Genomic DNA, 17,192 nt, shown 5'->3' with positions numbered 1-17,192 from the left:
AGTTTGACCGAATTTCGGTGATCCTGTTTATCCTCTTGATCCCTGTTTCTTCCTTATTTCGTGTCCTGAACATCGACCAGTTCGACTTCGAAGATCAGGGTCGAATTGGCCGGGATGCTGCCCACGGCGCTGTCGCCGTAGCCCAGGCTGGCCGGGATGACCAGCTGGCGCTTGCCGCCCACCTTCATGCCCACCAGGCCTTCTTCCCAGCCGGAGATGACCTTGCCCGCTCCCAGTTGGAAGCTGAAGGTCGACCCGGAGGTATACGAGGAATCGAACTGCGTGCCGTCTTCCAACCAACCGGTGTAATTGACCACCAGGGTCTTGCCGGTTTCGGCTGCGGCGCCGGTGCCGGTTACGATGTCATAATATTTCAGCCCGGTCGCGGTGATGGTGTAATCTTTCGAATCCACCGGAGTCATCACCTGCGGCAAAACCACCTTGGTGAGTTGGATTTCCATCACCAGCGTCGAATTGGCGGGGATGATCCCGTTCGCCTGGTCGCCCATGCCCAGATCCGGGGGAATCACCAGGTAGCGTTTACCGCCCACCTTCATGCCGGTGACGCCTTCATCCCAGCCCTTGAAAACGGTATCCAGCAGGCCAACGGTGAAATCCAGCGGCGAATCGTTCAACGAAGAATCGATGTAATCGTAGCCCGTATCCGTCTTCACCCACAGCGTATAATGCGTGGTCACGGAGGCGCCTTTGATCGCCTCTTCACCGTCGCCGACGGCAAGATCGTAATATTTCAGGCCGGTGGAGCTGGTGGTCAGTTTGTCATCCGTCACGGCGGTTGGCTCTGGCGGCTTTTCGGTCGAGACCAATTCCACTTCGAGGACGATCTGCGAATTGGCCGGGATAAAACTTCCGTAACCGCTTTCACCATACGCCAGATCGGGCGGCAGGACCATCTTTGCCTTGGTGCCGACCTTCATCAGGCCAATGCCTTCTTCCCAACCGGGCAGCAGCAGTCCCTTGCCCCACAAAACGGTCACGCTTTTGCCGTCCGTGTAGGTGTTGCCGAGTTCTGTTCCGTCCGGCAGGGTGGCGATGTAATTCATGGTAATCAGCTCGCCGGCCTGCGGTTTCGCGCCGGTGCCCGCCACCTCTTCCAGGTACTGCAAACCGCTGTCCGTGGTCGTGGCGCCTTTCAGCACGATCGGTTCCTGCGTGGGCGCCGCCGTTGCGGCCTCGGTGGGCGCGGCAGTTGCCGTCACAGCCGGGGTCGCAGTGGCCGTCGCGCTGGAACTGGATTGGCAGCCCGCCAGCACCAGGGAAAGAATGGTCAGCGCAGCTAACGCCAGGGCAAGCGAAAGCCCTTTCTTATTGGACTTCATGTTTTTCTCCACTTGCATCGTAAAAATGGGTTTTCGCGCGGGACGGCGATGAATCGATCCCGTCGCGTGATTCATACCAAAACCTATCCAAGTTTATCGTAAAATTATTCAGATTTGGTGAAGATTAAAAAATTGGTCGCTTTCTCTCACCGAAATTAATAATTCACCCTCCTGCATGCCCCCACATATACGCATTCATTTATTCCTATGCGCAAAAGATTTTTCCGCAGGATATCCATTTTTCCCTCCAAAACTGTGGATAACCTGGGGAAAACTGTGGAGAACTCGATTCGCCTGTGGATAACTCCGCAGGTTTGGGGAAGAAAAACCGGCCAGACGAAAAGGTTCGACCCCCATATATGGGGGGTACGCCTGTTCTACCCGCGAATAAGCAGTTGGGGTTTGAAAATGGCCGGGGACTGAAAAAGAGGAAGGAATCGATGCGGATTTATCCACACAGTTATCAAAGCCTCCATTTCGTCAAAAATCGCCAGATACGGGAAGTCGCGAAGGCATACCCCCGCATATGGGAAGAATCACGCTTCAAAGTGACTTTATCCACATATCCACACCCCCTACTATTAACTACTAAAACCTATTCTTTCTATAAAAGAGTTAAGAAATAGATTCTTGTTTTTCCACCAAGTTTCTTGTACAATTTTTACATCAAGATTATCTGTTTTGGCAGATTGAATCTTGGCCCCCTGGAATTGAAGATTGCCGACTATGTACTGTATACCCTGAAGGGAGGGCATTCAATGGACATCATCAAGGTCAAAGCAAACTCCCGCACTGCCGCTGTAGCGGGGGCAATCGCCGGGGTCGTTCGTGAGCACAAACGCGCTGAAGTGCAGGCCATCGGGGCCGGTGCGGTGAATCAGGCCGTCAAGGCGCTGGTTCTGGCCAAGGGCTATCTGGCCGAGGACGGCATCCCCGTGGTCTGCATGCCGGAATTCGTCGACGTGGAAATCGATGGCAAGACTCGCACGGCAATCAAACTGATCGTCGAACCACGCTGACCCATTCTGGCATATCGCGAACGGATCCCCGACCATCCAGCGACCTCAACGGGCTTGTTACCAACAAGGCTGCCGTAAAGCAGCCTTGTTCGTTGACAAAATTCACCCGGGGGAATGAAACACCGGCATTTTGGGATTGTCCGCCGGACGCGTCACCTCAAACGTAATAATTCCTGCAGGTAAGGCTGCGCAGCGTGCACCGCCAGCGCCCGGTGGCTGAGCGTGTTTTTCTCTTCCCGCGTCAATTCGGCCATCGTGCGGCCCAGCTCAGGCAACAGGAACAGCGGATCGTAACCAAAACCGTTGTTTCCACGCTCTTCCGGCAGGATTTCACCGTAAACGTTTCCCTGTGTGTAGTGCACCGAACCGTCCGGTTGGGCAACCGCCAGGGTGCAGTGAAAGTGAGCCGTCCAGGGCCGGGGTTTGGCCTGCAAATTCGCCAGCAGCAAGGCCCGGCGATCCGCGTCGCTGGCGTTCTCATCCGGCGAATAGCGCGCCGAATAAAGCCCCGGCGCGCCGTCGAGCGCGTCCACTTCCAGGCCCGAATCGTCCGCCAGCGCGGTCAGGCCGCTGGCGGCGGCATAAGCGTGCGCTTTCAGGGCAGCATTTTCGGCATAACTGCGGCCGTTTTCCACCACCTGCAGATCGCGCTCCGGCAGCACCAGCTCCACCGCCAGATCGCCCAGCAGATCGCGGAATTCGACCAGTTTTCCGGGGTTGGTGGTGGCGATCAACAGGCGTTTCATCCAATAAACTCCATTATTATCAATTTAATCATAATAACTTGACTAGACTCTTTCAGCTTGCTATAATTTATCTTGTATAAATTATACCCATCTCTGGTAAAACAATTGTGAACCTTCGCTATCCATTACGATTTAATGTTGGCTTCTTAATCAATCAGCCGGTCGGGACGTATCGTGAAATTCCCTTCGAGTTCGAGCAGTTGGATCTTTGGGACGATCTTCCGGCAAGCGAATTTTCGGGAACAGCGCGGGTTTCAAAAACCGGACAGGGCATATTGGTCGAGGGGGACTTTCAGACGGTTTCAACCGTTGAGTGTGTGCGCTGCCTGACCGAATTCAAGCAGCCGATCCATGCTCAATTTCAGGAATTGTTTGCGTTCAGGTCGGATCAGGCCACCGATTCAGGGCTTGTCCTTCCCGAAAATGGCAATATCGATCTGGCTCCATTAGTTCGCGAATATCTGCTGCTGGAGGTACCCATCAAACCGATTTGCCGCCCCGACTGCCGCGGCTTGTGTCTGGAATGCGGCGCAAACCTGAATGAAACCACTTGCCCTCACCAGGCGCAGGTGGTCGAAGACTGACCTTCTTTTTTGGGGGATTTGCAATTCTTTCTCATGCTTTTTCGCAGAGCCTGCAATTTGCATCTGTTTTCTGCGGCTGCAAAGCGGCTGAGTGATTCAACAGGCTCCTTTTTGACCTAGGAGGTGCGGGTGGCCAATCCGGGTAGGCGCGTAAGGAATGTCGAAATTCTCAATATGCTGCTCGAAAAAGCAGATGTTCAGGGATATTTAACGACCGATGACCTCATCGAAGTTTATCCGGACGTCAGCCGGGATGCAGAACACCTGGAAGGGGTTATGCTCATGCTGCGCCGGCGCGGTGTGGATGTCATCGACCACGATCAAACGCCGTACTATCTGGATGACTTAGCGGATGATTCTCCGCTCGATCCCGAGCTGAATCCTTTTGCCGACCTGGATCCTGTGTCCAGTGACGACACCATCGGCTTGTACCTTAAAGAAATGTCGCGGGTGGCGTTGCTTTCCGCCGAAGAAGAGGTTGCTCTGGCGCAGCGTATCAACCGCGGGCGGAGTGCCAAACACACCCTCCAGCGTTCCAACGGCCAAACCCCGCCTGAACGCCGCGAAGAGCTCGAACAGCAGATCAACGATGGCATCCTGGCGCGTGAACACATTATCAAGGCCAACACCCGCCTGGTGGTCAGCATTGCCAAACGCTATATCGGCCGCGGCGTGCCTTTCCTGGACCTGATTCAGGAGGGCAACCTGGGCCTGATGAAAGCCGTGGAAAAATACGAAGTCGAACGCGGCTTCCGTTTTTCGACCTATGCCACATGGTGGATTCGCCAGACCATCACGCGTTCCATCGCCGATCAGGGCCGCACCATCCGCGTGCCGGTGCATATGGTCGACCGCATCCGCCAGCTCTACCGCACCACCCACGAAATGGAACAGAAACTGGGCCGTTCACCGACCACCGAGGAGATTTCCGAACAGCTCAATACCCCCGTCAACAAGGTGGAGTGGATGATGCGCGTCTCCTGGCTGCCGCTCTCGCTGGAGAGCCCCATCAACGACGATGAAGAAGATTCAGAGCTGGGCCAGTTTGTCGAAGACCAGACCACGCCCACGCCCATCCAATCGGCTTACACCAAACTGCTGCGCGAAAAAGTGGAAGAAGTGCTCGATACCCTGCCGCCGCGCGAGGCGCGCATTCTGCGCCTGCGCTTCGGATTGGAAAACGGGCGCACCTATACCCTGGAAGAAGTCGGCCAGAAATTTGGCCTGACCCGCGAACGCATTCGCCAGATCGAGAGCAAGGCCCTGCGCCGTCTGCGCCATCCGCGCCGCGCGCGCCAGTTGCACGAGTATTTGTAGAAGAGGTTCTGAGTTCAGTGTTCTGGGGGATGGGATTCCATTATCCTACGCATCCCCTCTTTTTCCCTATCCTCTTCATCTTCTTGATCCCGGTTGCTTTCTTCTCCAGAACGCTGCTCTTCTTTTCGTGTATAATTATTCATCAATACCAATATCGGGAGGGAATGGGATTCCATGAAAGCATCGGTTTCGCAACAACACCTGGCGCATGGCTTGAGCATGGTTTCTCGCGCCGTTTCTCCACGCAGCACCCTGCCCGTGCTGGCCAACGTCCTGGTCGCGACCGATGAAGGCCGTTTGCGCCTTTCGGCCACCAACCTCGAACTCGGCATCACCTGCTGGATTCCCGCGCAAGTACAAGAAGAAGGCTCCATCACCGTGCCGGCGCGCACCTTCGTGGACCTGATCAGCGCGCTGCCGGCCGACCCGGTGCAAATGTCGCTCAACGCCCGCACCCAAACACTCAACGTGCGCTGCGGCGGCAGCAACACCGATATCAAGGGCATCGACGCCAATGAATTCCCGCCCATGCCGGTTCCCGATCTGTCCGATGGCATCGAACTGAAGGTTTCTGATTTTCGCGAGATGATCCAACAGGTGGCCTTTGCCGCCTCCGCCGAAGAAGCCCGCCCCGTGCTGCAGGGAGTGATGGTTACGGTCAACGGCGCTGAAATCTCGCTGGCCGCCACGGATGGTTTCCGCATCTCAGTCCGCAAATCCGCGCTCGACCACGCTTCTTCGCATCCCATTTCGGTCATCATTCCGGCGCGCGCGCTCAGTGAACTGGCTCGCATTGCCGCCGACGGCGATGAGACCCTGGTCATGGCTGTCCCCAGCGGTCGCGGTCAGGTCATTTTCCACACCCGCGACGCCGAACTGGTTTCGCAGCTCATCGAGGGTAATTTCCCCGATTATAAAGTCATCATTCCGCGTTCCTTCAAGACCCACACCATCCTCACCACGGCGGCTTTCCTCAAATCCTGCAAGCAGGCCGAAATCATCGCCCGCGAGAGCAACAACGTGGTGCGCCTGAGCATCAATCCCCAGGGCGACCAGCCCGGCCAGGTGGAAATTTCCGCCCAGTCTGAACAGACCGGTTCGGCCGAGGTGCAGGTGGACGCCACCATCGACGGGCCGCAGATGGCCATTGCCTTCAACGTGCGCTTCCTGCGCGAGGTGCTGGATGTGGTCAAGACGCCTTCGGTGGCGCTGGAATGCAACGCCAGCAACACCCCGGCGCTGATCAAACCCGTGGGCGACGAAAACTTCCTGCATGTCATCATGCCGATGCATTTGGGCTGACGCAAACCATCCTCGATCTTTAACATTTGGTCACCCGGGCGCAGCACAAGGACGGATTGTCCGGCTGCGCCTCGCGCTTTAAGAATGCTCTCCATTCGTTCATCCGCCTGAACGCCGCGCATTATTTCAGTAAAAGCGCCGCGGGCTCTTTCCGGCTGAGTTATTGTTATCGAATGCAGGTATCCCTATGGCTTATTCCCCCACCTCCTCCGAACGGCTGCTTTCCATATACCTGACCCTGGGTCAGTATCCCATCCTCAGCACGCGCATCCACAACCGCATGCGCCGCGAACTCTTTACGCGCGGCATCATCCAGCAGCACGCTTTCGAATCCGAGGTGCGCGACATGGCCATTCGCACCCAAACGCAGGAAGGCTTGGTCAACCCCTACGGCGAAGAGCCGGCCGAAATTTGGGATATGCGCCTCAATCGCGTGCGCGATCAACTCACTTCGCTGATCTTCAGCCAGCATCTGCCCTTCGAGCTCTTCGAGCAAATTGTCAACGAAGTGCTCCAGGAACGCGGCGTCAACCTCCGCGAAATGACGCTCTCGCTCAATCCTGAACTCGCGCCCATCGAACTGGTCTTCGAGCAGGCCATGACCATCGACCGCATGCCCTACGAACAGCGCAGCCAGTTCGAAGCGCGCCTGCAGGAATCCAAAGTGGTGCTGATCCGCTCGCTGATTAGCGATTCACTGCGCTACATCAACATCGCCAAACAGTGGTTCACCATCGCCGACCTGGCGGAAATTCGCCGCCGCAAGATCGGGGCGGGGCGCATCGGCGGCAAGGCGGCTGGTATGATGCTGGCCTACCGCATCCTCAAGGATTCCAGCGATCTGACCCTGCGCTCCCAGATCTACATCCCCGAATCTTATTTCGTCGGCTCGGACGAAATGTACACCTTCATGGCAGTCAACAACCTGGGCCACTGGAACGATCAGAAGTACAAGAACGAAGCCGAAATGCGCGCCGAATTTCCCGCCGTCCTGGCAGAATTCGAAGCCGGCGTTTTTTCTCCCGACCTGCTGGAGCGGTTTCAATCCATGTTGTCCACGGTCGGGCCGGTTCCGCTCATCGTGCGTTCCTCCTCGCTGCTGGAGGACAACTTCGGCACCTCCTTCGCCGGAAAATACGAGAGCCTTTTCCTGGCCAACCAGGCCAGCCCCCAGGAAAATCTGCGCGCGCTAACACGCGCGATCTCGCATATCTACGGTTCCACCCTCAACCCCAATGCGCTGCTCTACCGGCGTTCCAAGGGCCTGCTGGATTACGACGAGCGGATGGGCGTGCTCATCCAGGTCGTCCAGGGTGAGGCTTTTGGGCGCTACTATATGCCGCACGGCGCGGGCGTGGCCTTCAGCCGCAACCTCTACCGCTGGACGCCGCAAATCCGGCGCGAGGACGGCTTTGTGCGCCTGGTGTGGGGGCTGGGCACGCGCGCGGTCGACCGGGTGGGCAACGACTATCCGCGCCTGATCGCCCTCAGCCACCCCACCCTGCGTCCCAACAACGAGCCCAAAAACATCCGGCGCTATTCGCAGCAGTATGTGGATGTGATCGATCTGGAAGACAACGATTTCAAAACGCTGCCCGTGGTGGATGTGCTCGACGGCCACTATCCGCCGCTGCGTTACCTGGCGCAACTGGACCAGGACGGCTATTTCGTGCCCCTGCACAGCACGGTGATCGAAGGCGGCGCCAGCAGCCTGGTGCTCACCTTCGACGAACTGCTCAAACGCACTCCATTCGCGATTTTGATGCGTGAGGTCCTGGCGCAGTTGGAACGCTCCTACCGCACACCCGTGGATATGGAATTCACCATCGCGTTGAAAGAACTGGAGAATGGCAAACCCGAATTGAGCCTGACCATCCTGCAGTGCCGCCCGCAGGCCCACCTGATGAGCATGGAAAAGGCGATCCTGCCCGAAAATCTGCCCGCCGAGGATGTGATTTTCAACACCCATTTCATGGTCCCGCAGGGCATGATCGAGCGGATCGACTACGTGGTCTACGTCCCGGCCAGCGGTTATTTTGCGCTGCCCACCGCCAATGACCGGGCGTTGCTGGCGCGGGCCGTGGGCAGTCTGAACGCCGCGTTGGACGGCAAGAATTTCATCTGCGTCGGGCCGGGCCGTTGGGGCAGCACCAACACCGACCTGGGCGTGCCCATCGATTACGGCGATATTTACCACACCCGCGCGCTGGTCGAACTGGCCGGGCAGGGCATCGGCCTGCCACCCGAGCCCTCCCTGGGCACGCACTTCTTCCAGGATATCCTCGAAGCCCAGATCTACCCGCTGGCCATCCACCTGGACGATCCGCAGAATTCCATCAACACTGCCTTTTTCGAGGAAACACCCAATCACCTGGATGAGGTGTTGCAGTTGAGGGAAGATCTGCGCGGCGCGCTGCGCCTGATCCGCGTCGGCGATTACCGGCCGGGGCACACCCTGCGCATTGTGATGGACGAGGATAAGGGCCAGGCGGTGGGATATCTGGTGAAGGCAGAATGATGAATGTAGAATGCTGAAGGAAAGAACAACTTGCCCACTGCCGGCGTATGGATACAGTGGGGAATCCGGACCGCATCGATCGGTCCGTGCCAGGCTGCGCCCTGAGCGTTACAATTTCCCATCTTTGCCCAACCGCCGCCCCTTCTGACGGTATAATGATCGAAACAAAATTCATGGCGGAGAGGGCAGCATGAAAAAGTTCATCGTCGTGGCCGGCAATATCGGTGTCGGGAAGTCGACCCTCGTGCAGCTCGTTTGCGAGCACCTGGATTTTCAACCTTTCTACGAACCCGTGGCCGAGAATCCCTATCTAGCCGATTTCTACAAATCGATGGATTCCTGGTCCTTTCACTCGCAGGTCTTCTTTCTCACCCACCGCCTGCGCATTCACCAGCTCATGGCGCGCTACCCCGGCGCGGTGATCCAGGACCGCAGCATCTACGAGGACGCCGAGATCTTCGCCCGCAACCTGGCCCGCCAGGGTCACATGAGCGAACGCGACTACGAGACCTACCACCAGCTTTACGAGACGGTGGCCGATTTTCTCACCCCGCCCGATCTGATGATCTATCTGCGCGCCTCGGTGCCCACGCTCATCCAACGCATCTCGCGGCGCGACCGGGATTACGAACGCACCATGCAGCCCGAATATCTCGAGCAACTCAACCGCCTGTACGAGGAATGGATCAGCGGCTTCACGCTCTGCCCGGTGCTGACCGTGCCGGCCGACGACCTGGACTACGTGGCCCACCCGCGCCACCTGGAGCTCATCATCCACAAGGTCCAGGAGAAGCTGACCGGTAAGGAAGAGGTGGTCTTCTCCTCCCAGGACGTGCAGGCGGCCAACGATTAGAAATTTCGGTGCGGGGAAATCCTATTTCCGCTCTCTCTTTGTGATTATTTTCCATAAACATTGCTATAATATTAATTGTTACCAATATTGTTTTAATTTACTGGAATCGTTTACTTTCTTTTAATTTCATATCCCAATCGTGTCTCACGCGTAGAGGCGGACCGCCGATCCCTCTAAGGGGAATGTGTCCGCCCGGATGGGCCCTCTCGGAAGGCGGATTTGCCGATTCATCACCGCGCCTGCGAGGAACCCTTCGCTTTCTTAAAACGCCTGGAATTGATTCTTTCGATACATTCCATGGGGGAAAATACGATATGAATACTCATTTTCGTTTCCTGAATCTGCTGGTTGCGCTTGCCATGGCAACCGGCGGGCTGGCGCTGCCGCTTCAGAATGGATCCGCCAACACGGTCGTTCAAAGCCTGCCCTTCGCACAGGACTGGAGCGATGCGGGGTTGATCACAATCAACGATAACTGGTCGGCCGTGCCCGGCATCATGGGCTACCGCGGCGACAACCTGGCCTCGGTGGTCGGCGCCAACCCGCAGACCATTTTGGCGGCGGACGACAACGGGGTGATGGACGTGAACGCCAACCTGACGAACCCGAACATCTTCGCAACCTATGGCGTTGCCGAATTCACTGTTTCGTCAAATACGGTGGTGGCGCTGGCCGGCGACATGCTCGCCGATGCCCCTTATTTGCTCATTTCGATCAGCACCGTTGGAATGGAGAATATTCTGGTCCGTTATCTGATCCGGGATATCGAAAGCTCCCCCGATGAATCTGTTCAACCGGTTGCGCTGCATTACCGGATCGGCTCCAGCGGCGCGTTCACCAACCTGCCGGAAGGTTTTGTGGCCGATGCAACGGATCCGATCGAGATGCTGCCAAAAAGCACGCAGGTGGACGTCACCCTGCCGCCGGCCGCCAACAACCAGGCGTTGGTGCAACTCCGCATCATGACCGCAAACGCATTTGGAAATGACGAGTGGGTTGGCATCGACGATATTTCGATCACGGGCTCGGCCATTCCCGATCCGGCCCCATACATCACAATCACCTCTCCAACGAATGGCGAGACCGGCGTGGCAACTGCTGCCAATCTCATGGTCACCTTCAACGAGCCGGTGAGCGCGCCGGCCACGGCATTTACGTTGACCTGTGGCACCAGCGGTCCGCACTCCTATGACCTGGTGACAACCGACGATCTGAATTTTCAACTCGATCCGGTCACTGATTTCTCGGCGGAAGAATTGTGCACGCTCAATGTGCTGGCCGACCAGGTGACCGATCTCGACACGATCGACCCTTACGACCATATGCTGGCGGATTTCAGCTTCAGTTTCCGCACACTGCTGGCCGATCCGCTTCCCACTGTCAGCAGCACTGAGCCGTTGAACAGCGCTGAGGATGTCCCAACGGGAAGCGACCTGAGTGTAACCTTTAGCGAGCCTGTCAATGCCAGCACAGGCTTCTTCACAATCCAGTGCACTTACTCAGGCGTCCATGCCGGCGCGTCTTCCACCGTCGACTCCATCACTTACACCATCAATCCGGTTTTCGATTTCTGGCCGTCTGAAGCCTGCACCGTCACGCTCGAAAACACGTTGATCACTGAGCAGGGCGGCCTAGGGCGCAGCCTGGTGGAAGATTATTCATGGAATTTTTCGACGGCTGAGGCCATCGGAGTTTGCGATGGTTCCTACCTGCCTATTTACGCCATCCAGGGCGGCGGCGCCACAGCGGCCATCACCGGCCCGGTTACCACCCAAGGGGTCGTGGTTGGCGATTATGAAGGTGCCTCGCCGAACCTGCAGGGCTTCTACCTGCAGGACCCGACCGGCGATGGGAATCCCGTCACATCGGATGGTATATTCGTCTACAATCCTGGCTTTGACAGTGTAGCTCCGGGTAATGTTGTGCGTGTAAGCGCCGTAGCCGGAGAATATCAGGGCCAGACGCAGTTATCATCGATCTCTTCCATCTCAATCTGCGGTCAGGGAACCGTTTCACCCACTGAAGTGACCCTCCCATTCGAATCAGCCGAATTCCCTGAGCGCTATGAGGGTATGCTGGTCGCGTTACCCCAGACTCTCTATGTCACCGACCATTACCTGTTGGGCCGCTTCGGCCAGGTGACGCTCTCCTCAGGTGCGCGTTTGCAGCAGCCCACCAACGTCGTCGCCCCAGGCGCGGCGGCTGTGGCATTGCAGGCCCAAAACGATCTCAACCGCATCCTCCTCGATGATGCAACCAACGCCTCGAACGCCGACCCGATCCTCTTCGGGCGCGGCGGGCTGCCGCTATCGGCGGCCAATACCCTGCGCGCCGGCGACAGCCTGAGCGGCGTGGTGGGCGTGATGACCTACACCTGGGCCGGCAACAGCGCCAGCCCGAACGCTTACCGCGTCCGCCCGCTCGGCGCCCTCGGCGGGAGTATTCCCAACTTCCTGCCGGCCAATCCGCGCCCGACCGCCGCGCCGGCGGTCGGAGGCGCCATTCAGGTGGCCGGGTTCAACACGCTCAACTACTTCAATACCTTCGGCAGCGCCTGCATGCTGGGCGTGGGCGGCGCGCTCACCGACTGCCGCGGCGCAGACGACCCGATCGAGTTCGGGCGCCAGTCCGCCAAGCTCGTCCAAGCCATCCTGGCCAGCGGCGCCGAGGTGATCGGCCTGGTTGAACTCGAGAACGACGGTTACGGTCCCACCAGCGCCATTCAGGACCTGGTCGACAGGCTCAACGCCGCGGCAACCCCGGGCGCCTATGCCTTCATCGACGCCGACGCCCACACTGGGCAGCTCAACGCGCTGGGAACGGATGCCATCAAGGTCGGTTTCATCTATCGACCCGCGGCGGTCACCCCGGTGGGCGTCACCGCCGCGCTCAACAGCGCCGCCTTCGTCACCGGCGGCGACTCGGCCAACCGCAACCGCCCGGCCCTGGCCCAGGCCTTCGCCGATAATATCAGCGGGGCGCGTTTCGTGGCCGTGATCAATCACTTCAAGAGCAAGGGTTCGGCCTGCGACGCGCCGGATGCGGGCGACGGGCAGGGCAACTGCAACGCCGTGCGCCTGGCCGCCGCCAATGCCCTGGCGGCCTGGCTGGCGACCGACCCGACCGGCACGGGCGACCCGGACGTGCTCATCCTGGGCGACCTGAACGCCTACGCCATGGAAGATCCCATCGCCGCCCTTCAGAGCGCCGGCTATACCGAACTGGCGCCTTCCGGCGCTTACTCCTACGCCTACGACGGGCAATGGGGCGCACTCGACCACGCCCTGGCCTCCGCCAGCCTGGCCGGGCAGGTGGCCGGAGCGGCGGAGTTCCACATCAACGCCGACGAACCCGCCGTGCTGGACTACAACACCGAGTACAAGACCGCCGGGCAGCTCGTCTCGCTCTACAGCGCCGATGTGTACCGGGCTGCCGATCACGATCCGCTGATCGTCGGCCTGAATTTGCACACTCTGCCGCGCCTCGCTTCGCTAGACCTCAACGCGCCCTTTACCACCGGCGTCACACAGACATTTCACATTAATCTGGAGAACCTGGATATCGGCGCCACTTACCCCAATGTCTTGCTGCGCTTTCGCATCGCCAATGCCGAACTGGCCGACATCGCCAGCTTCGAATACCTCACGGATGAAGCCACCTGGGTGCCCATGCCGCTCAGCGCCGATAATGCCGATCTGCTGAGTTCGTATGGCCCGCAGGGCGGTTTCCCGCTAAGCGCCCCCGCCGAAATGACATTTACCTTCCGCATCAACTTCAACACGCCTGAATTCTTTCACTTTAGCGTTACACTGGATGATTTGAATTGGCCTTCGAACGCTTCACTGGCCAGCCTGTCCGCGACGGCCCTGGTATTCACGCCCAACTCGTCCCCCGTGGCAGTGAACCAATCCTTTACCATCGATGAAGACATGCCGCTGGTGGATGTGCTCGACGTTACCGATGCGGAAAATGACCCGCTCGAGTTCGTGCGCATGGCTGGGCCGGAGCACGGCGAGCTTTTGTTGGACAGCGCAACCGGCGCCTTCACCTACACCCCGGCCGCCGAGTGGAGCGGCAGCGACAGCTTTACCTACAACGTCGGCGATGGGCGCGGCGGGCAGGCCGGCGCCACGGTCAGCATCACGGTCACACCCGTCAATGACGACCCAATTGCCCCCACGATCGCGGACGCGGAATGGACCGCGGGCGAGAGTCACACCTACGTCATCCCGGCCGCCACGGACATCGACAGCGCGGCGCTGACCTACACTGCCGCGCTGGCGGACGGCAGCGCCTGGCCGGCCTGGTTGAGCTTCGACCCGGAGACGCTCACCTTCAGCGGCACGCCGCCGAACAGCGCGGCCGGCGCCCACGCCATTCGCGTCACGGTCAGCGACGGCGATGGCGGTACGGACTCGGCCGTCTTCACCCTCAAGGTGATCGAAAACCCGTTTGTGGTATTTCTCCCCTTTATCGAACGCTGAGGATTACCGGATGGCCGCGCGGAAACCTTGTATTTCGCCTGCTGATGAAATTCTATTCAGCATGTGAATAACTTTCATTCATCCATGGAGAACACCAGACCCCATTCATCCGGTCTCCTCACACGTTTTTCAAGTGCGGGTTCAGGATGCGGTTGAGGGCAAAACCCAGCAACACGAACGACAGGCCGGTCAGCAGCATCAAACAGATCGGTTCGAGCACCCAGAATTCCGAACCGTAAGCCGCGCCGAAACGCAGCGCCGAGTAGATCACCCGGCCCCAGGTGGGGTAGCGCGGATCGCTGATGTTGAAGATGGCCAGCGTGGCTTCGAGGAAGAAGAAATTGGGGATGAGGATGACGATTTGCGGGATGAGCACCGGCAGGATGCGCGGGATGAGATAGCTGCGGATGATGCGCGCGTTGCTGGCCCCGTAGACGCGGGCGGCTTCAATATAATCGGCGTTCTTGACCTGCATAAAGGCCGCCCGGAAGGCTTTGGTGGGACTGCCCAGCACATTGAGCAGCACCATCAGCCCCAGAATCAGCCACAGGTTGAAGCCGTAATAAGCATTGAACAACACGCCGATTGCCAGAACCGGCAGAATCAGGTTGGCCTCGATGGCGTGCTGGATGAACGCATCCACCCAACCCCCGAACCAGGCGCCGGTCGCGGCAATCAGGATGGACAGCAGCGTGGTGGCAATGGCGCCCAGGCCGCCGACGACGAGCGCAATGGGCAGACCCCATAACAGCGGCACCAGCAAATCGCGCCGCAGAATGTCGGTGCCGGCCCAACCTTCCACTTTGCCGAAGACCACCAGTTGAGCGTCCAGATCGCCGTTGGGTTCGAAAAAGGTGCCGGTGATGCGCAGCCGGTAGCGCCCGGGCAAGGCTCTGGCCTGGTCGGCATTTGGATCCGCCAGCAGCAGATCATAGGCCGGGGTCGGATAGTTGCCCGAGGTGACAAACCATTTCTTCCAGTTCGGGTATTTCTGAAGCTGCGGCTGGTAGGGTACATTTTCGTCAAATTTGTAGATCATATCCCGGGTTGCGCTGACGTTCTTCAACCCAATTTCGCGGCCATCCGGGGTGATCCAGGTCATGGAGATGAAGGGCGCTTTTTCGGCGTAAGTGGTGGTGAGATAGACGACGATATCGCTCGGAAAATCCTGATAGGGGTAGTCGAACGCGAATTCGATCTGGGTCTGCGTCATCTCCGCCGTGAGCTGGCTGGAGGTTTTCACCCCGGCGCCCTGGCGGTTGTCGAGCACAAGGGTAGCCGGCAGGTCGTTCCTGCGGAACCAGTTGACCCACTTGGGCAGCGCCAGTCTGGCGCGGATGGGTTTACTCGTAATCGCGGTGGCTTCCCACTGCCGGCCGATGGTCTTGTAAGGCAGGAATACGGTTACGGCGATGGAAACGAGCACCAGCAGGGTGATGATCGATAATCCAACCACCGCCCCGGGTGAACGCAGGATTTCGTGCAGGATGTTCGAAAGGGTATCCCGCAGTTGCGACAGGTTCTCGCCCCAGACCCGAAGGTCAATCCGGATCTTGACCGGTTCGGCTTCCTTTCGAGCGGGCCGCGGAGTTCTTTGCAGGGTGCGAAATCCTTGCAGGCGTTCCCTGAACCAGGCCTGAAAGCGGCCGCGTTCGCCCATGTGAGCCGGAATCAGATGGTGTTCCTCTTCACCCAGGCGCAGGCGTGGATCGACGATCACGTACATAAAATCCAGAATGAAGACGGTAATGCCCAACAGGTAGGCAAACAGCACCACGATACTGATCATGACGCTGATCTCACCCTGGAACATGGATTCACCCAGAAAATGCGGCAGGGCGTTGACGTATAGTTTGCCGATGCCCGGCCAATCGAAGAAGAATTCCAGCGCGGTGATGAACTGCCAGAAGCCGGCCAGGCTGAGTGCCAGCCCGGTCAGCAGGTAGGGCAGCACCGGGCGCAGGACGTAGCGCGTTTGAACGGCCTGATCGGTAAGGCCTTTGGCGCGGGCCAGGTCGACGTAATCCTCTTCCGAATAGATCAGCAGGAAGGTCCGCCAGTTGTTGACCAGTTGAAAGATCAGGCTGAGCACGATGGAGGCCACCGGCAGGACCATATGGTAGGCCGTTTGGAGGATGACTCCCCAGGTGGTCGAGGGGGGCGGGAAATTGATCATCTTCGCCACCGGGAAAATCCTGAATTGGACCGCAAAAAGCATGACCAACAGGATTCCGATCACCCAGCTTGGCACCGATGAAATGGGGGTCAGGATTGCGACCAGTCGATCCAGCCAATGGCCTTCGTGCTGGCTGAGATACAGCGCCAGCGGAATGCCGATCAAAAATAACACCAGGTAGGCTGTCCCGGATAACAGGAGTGTGTTGTTCAGGTGGCTGAGGATGATGGTGCGGACATCGTAGGTCTTGATCACCTGGTTGCCGGAGGCTTGGATGAACATGCCGAAATTTTTCTGATCGGCGACATTTCCCCAGTCGATGGTGAGCGCCCGGTAGGTGTAGAGCATGTGTTTGGGCCAGAATGGCAGTGAGACCCCCGCGGCCGTTTCGAGCTGAACCCGCCTGGCTTCGATTTCATTGGCCGGGATGCCATCCCACATTAACTGGCGAACCTGAGTCTCGACCTGATCCTTTGCGATCCGATCCAACATGCCGCCGCCGTTGGCCACGACGACGGTAATGAACACGCCGACCAGGATGGTCAGTAGAATCGCAATCAAACGGCGCAGAACATAACGCAGGGTCCGCACGAGCGGATTCGCCGCCAGCATAGTTACCAGAGAATTTTCATCGGTGGGGGAAGGTATGGGGGTATCGGGATACATTTGTATGGGAGACGGAGGTGTGAAATCGAACAGCAGCGCAATGATACCCCTCTTCAGGGCTCAGCGGCTACAATCCTGGCCAACTTCTCGGAAAATCAATCCTACTGGCTAATGGCTGGGCGTTTCTACTGGCCCAACCCGGGCCTGGCAATGTGGCCAACGGCGATCTCGGGGGAGGTTATCGCCA

Annotated in this window: 10 protein-coding genes; 7 read left to right on the top strand and 3 right to left on the bottom strand. The window is 58.4% G+C overall.

Annotation, left to right across the window (positions count from 1 at the left end; genetic code table 11):
• Positions 1-53: 53 nt before the first annotated feature.
• Positions 54-1,340 (bottom strand): FKBP-type peptidyl-prolyl cis-trans isomerase, encoded by a 1,287-nt coding sequence (locus tag LARV_RS19820; RefSeq protein WP_172797770.1) that lies wholly within the window; start codon positions 1,338-1,340, stop codon positions 54-56.
• Between the two features lie 758 nt (positions 1,341-2,098).
• Between LARV_RS19820 and LARV_RS03075 the strand changes: the two genes are divergently transcribed.
• Positions 2,099-2,359: a stage V sporulation protein S gene (locus LARV_RS03075; RefSeq protein ID WP_075075088.1), complete on the top strand. Its 261-nt coding sequence runs from the start codon at positions 2,099-2,101 to the stop codon at positions 2,357-2,359.
• A 152-nt stretch (positions 2,360-2,511) separates the two neighbouring features.
• Here LARV_RS03075 and rdgB read toward each other — a convergent pair whose 3' ends face one another.
• The gene (gene rdgB / locus LARV_RS03070; RefSeq protein WP_075072258.1) at positions 2,512-3,105 is read right to left on the bottom strand and encodes an RdgB/HAM1 family non-canonical purine NTP pyrophosphatase; all 594 of its coding nucleotides are present in this window, start codon (positions 3,103-3,105) and stop codon (positions 2,512-2,514) included.
• Between the two features lie 107 nt (positions 3,106-3,212).
• Between rdgB and LARV_RS03065 the strand changes: the two genes are divergently transcribed.
• From LARV_RS03065 to LARV_RS03040, 6 genes are all read left to right on the top strand, one after another.
• Entirely contained in the window at positions 3,213-3,689 is a 477-nt protein-coding gene (locus LARV_RS03065) for a YceD family protein (RefSeq protein ID WP_075072257.1), read from the top strand.
• A 129-nt stretch (positions 3,690-3,818) separates the two neighbouring features.
• Positions 3,819-5,006 carry a sigma-70 family RNA polymerase sigma factor gene (locus LARV_RS03060; protein ID WP_075072256.1) on the top strand — a complete coding sequence of 396 codons (1,188 nt, stop codon included), beginning with the start codon at positions 3,819-3,821 and terminating at the stop codon, positions 5,004-5,006.
• A gap of 174 nt (positions 5,007-5,180) precedes the next feature.
• Positions 5,181-6,308 carry a DNA polymerase III subunit beta gene (gene dnaN / locus LARV_RS03055; RefSeq protein ID WP_075072255.1) on the top strand — a complete coding sequence of 376 codons (1,128 nt, stop codon included), beginning with the start codon at positions 5,181-5,183 and terminating at the stop codon, positions 6,306-6,308.
• 187 nt (positions 6,309-6,495) lie between these two features.
• Complete coding sequence (locus tag LARV_RS03050; protein WP_075072254.1) at positions 6,496-8,826, top strand: PEP/pyruvate-binding domain-containing protein; 2,331 nt, start codon at positions 6,496-6,498, stop codon at positions 8,824-8,826.
• Between the two features lie 190 nt (positions 8,827-9,016).
• Positions 9,017-9,679: a deoxynucleoside kinase gene (locus LARV_RS03045; RefSeq protein WP_075072253.1), complete on the top strand. Its 663-nt coding sequence runs from the start codon at positions 9,017-9,019 to the stop codon at positions 9,677-9,679.
• A gap of 314 nt (positions 9,680-9,993) precedes the next feature.
• A complete protein-coding gene (locus tag LARV_RS03040; RefSeq protein ID WP_075072252.1) occupies positions 9,994-14,163 on the top strand; it encodes an ExeM/NucH family extracellular endonuclease in 4,170 nt (1,389 codons plus the stop codon).
• Positions 14,164-14,281: 118 nt separating this feature from the next.
• On the opposite strand, the gene LARV_RS19815 is transcribed toward LARV_RS03040, so the two are convergent.
• Positions 14,282-16,951 carry an ABC transporter permease subunit gene (locus tag LARV_RS19815; RefSeq protein ID WP_236709916.1) on the bottom strand — a complete coding sequence of 890 codons (2,670 nt, stop codon included), beginning with the start codon at positions 16,949-16,951 and terminating at the stop codon, positions 14,282-14,284.
• Between the last annotated feature and the right edge of the window lie 241 nt (positions 16,952-17,192).

It is taken from the genome of Longilinea arvoryzae, from assembly GCF_001050235.1.
GTDB classification, from domain to species: domain Bacteria; phylum Chloroflexota; class Anaerolineae; order Anaerolineales; family Anaerolineaceae; genus Longilinea; species Longilinea arvoryzae.
The sequence above is the reverse complement of the archived record's forward strand: the minus strand, read 5'-3'. Positions and strand labels throughout refer to the sequence as shown.

What these genes read in the sequence shown, in the direction of transcription:
- LARV_RS03040 (WP_075072252.1), top strand. Translation starts at nt 9,994, where the DNA reads ATGAATACTCATTTTCGTTTCCTGAATCTGCTGGTTGCGCTTGCCATG.
- dnaN (WP_075072255.1), top strand. Translation starts at nt 5,181, where the DNA reads ATGAAAGCATCGGTTTCGCAACAACACCTGGCGCATGGCTTGAGCATG.
- LARV_RS03075 (WP_075075088.1), top strand. Translation starts at nt 2,099, where the DNA reads ATGGACATCATCAAGGTCAAAGCAAACTCCCGCACTGCCGCTGTAGCG.
- LARV_RS03045 (WP_075072253.1), top strand. Translation starts at nt 9,017, where the DNA reads ATGAAAAAGTTCATCGTCGTGGCCGGCAATATCGGTGTCGGGAAGTCG.
- rdgB (WP_075072258.1), bottom strand. Translation starts at nt 3,105, where the DNA reads ATGAAACGCCTGTTGATCGCCACCACCAACCCCGGAAAACTGGTCGAA.
- LARV_RS03050 (WP_075072254.1), top strand. Translation starts at nt 6,496, where the DNA reads ATGGCTTATTCCCCCACCTCCTCCGAACGGCTGCTTTCCATATACCTG.
- LARV_RS19815 (WP_236709916.1), bottom strand. Translation starts at nt 16,951, where the DNA reads ATGCTGGCGGCGAATCCGCTCGTGCGGACCCTGCGTTATGTTCTGCGC.
- LARV_RS19820 (WP_172797770.1), bottom strand. Translation starts at nt 1,340, where the DNA reads ATGAAGTCCAATAAGAAAGGGCTTTCGCTTGCCCTGGCGTTAGCTGCG.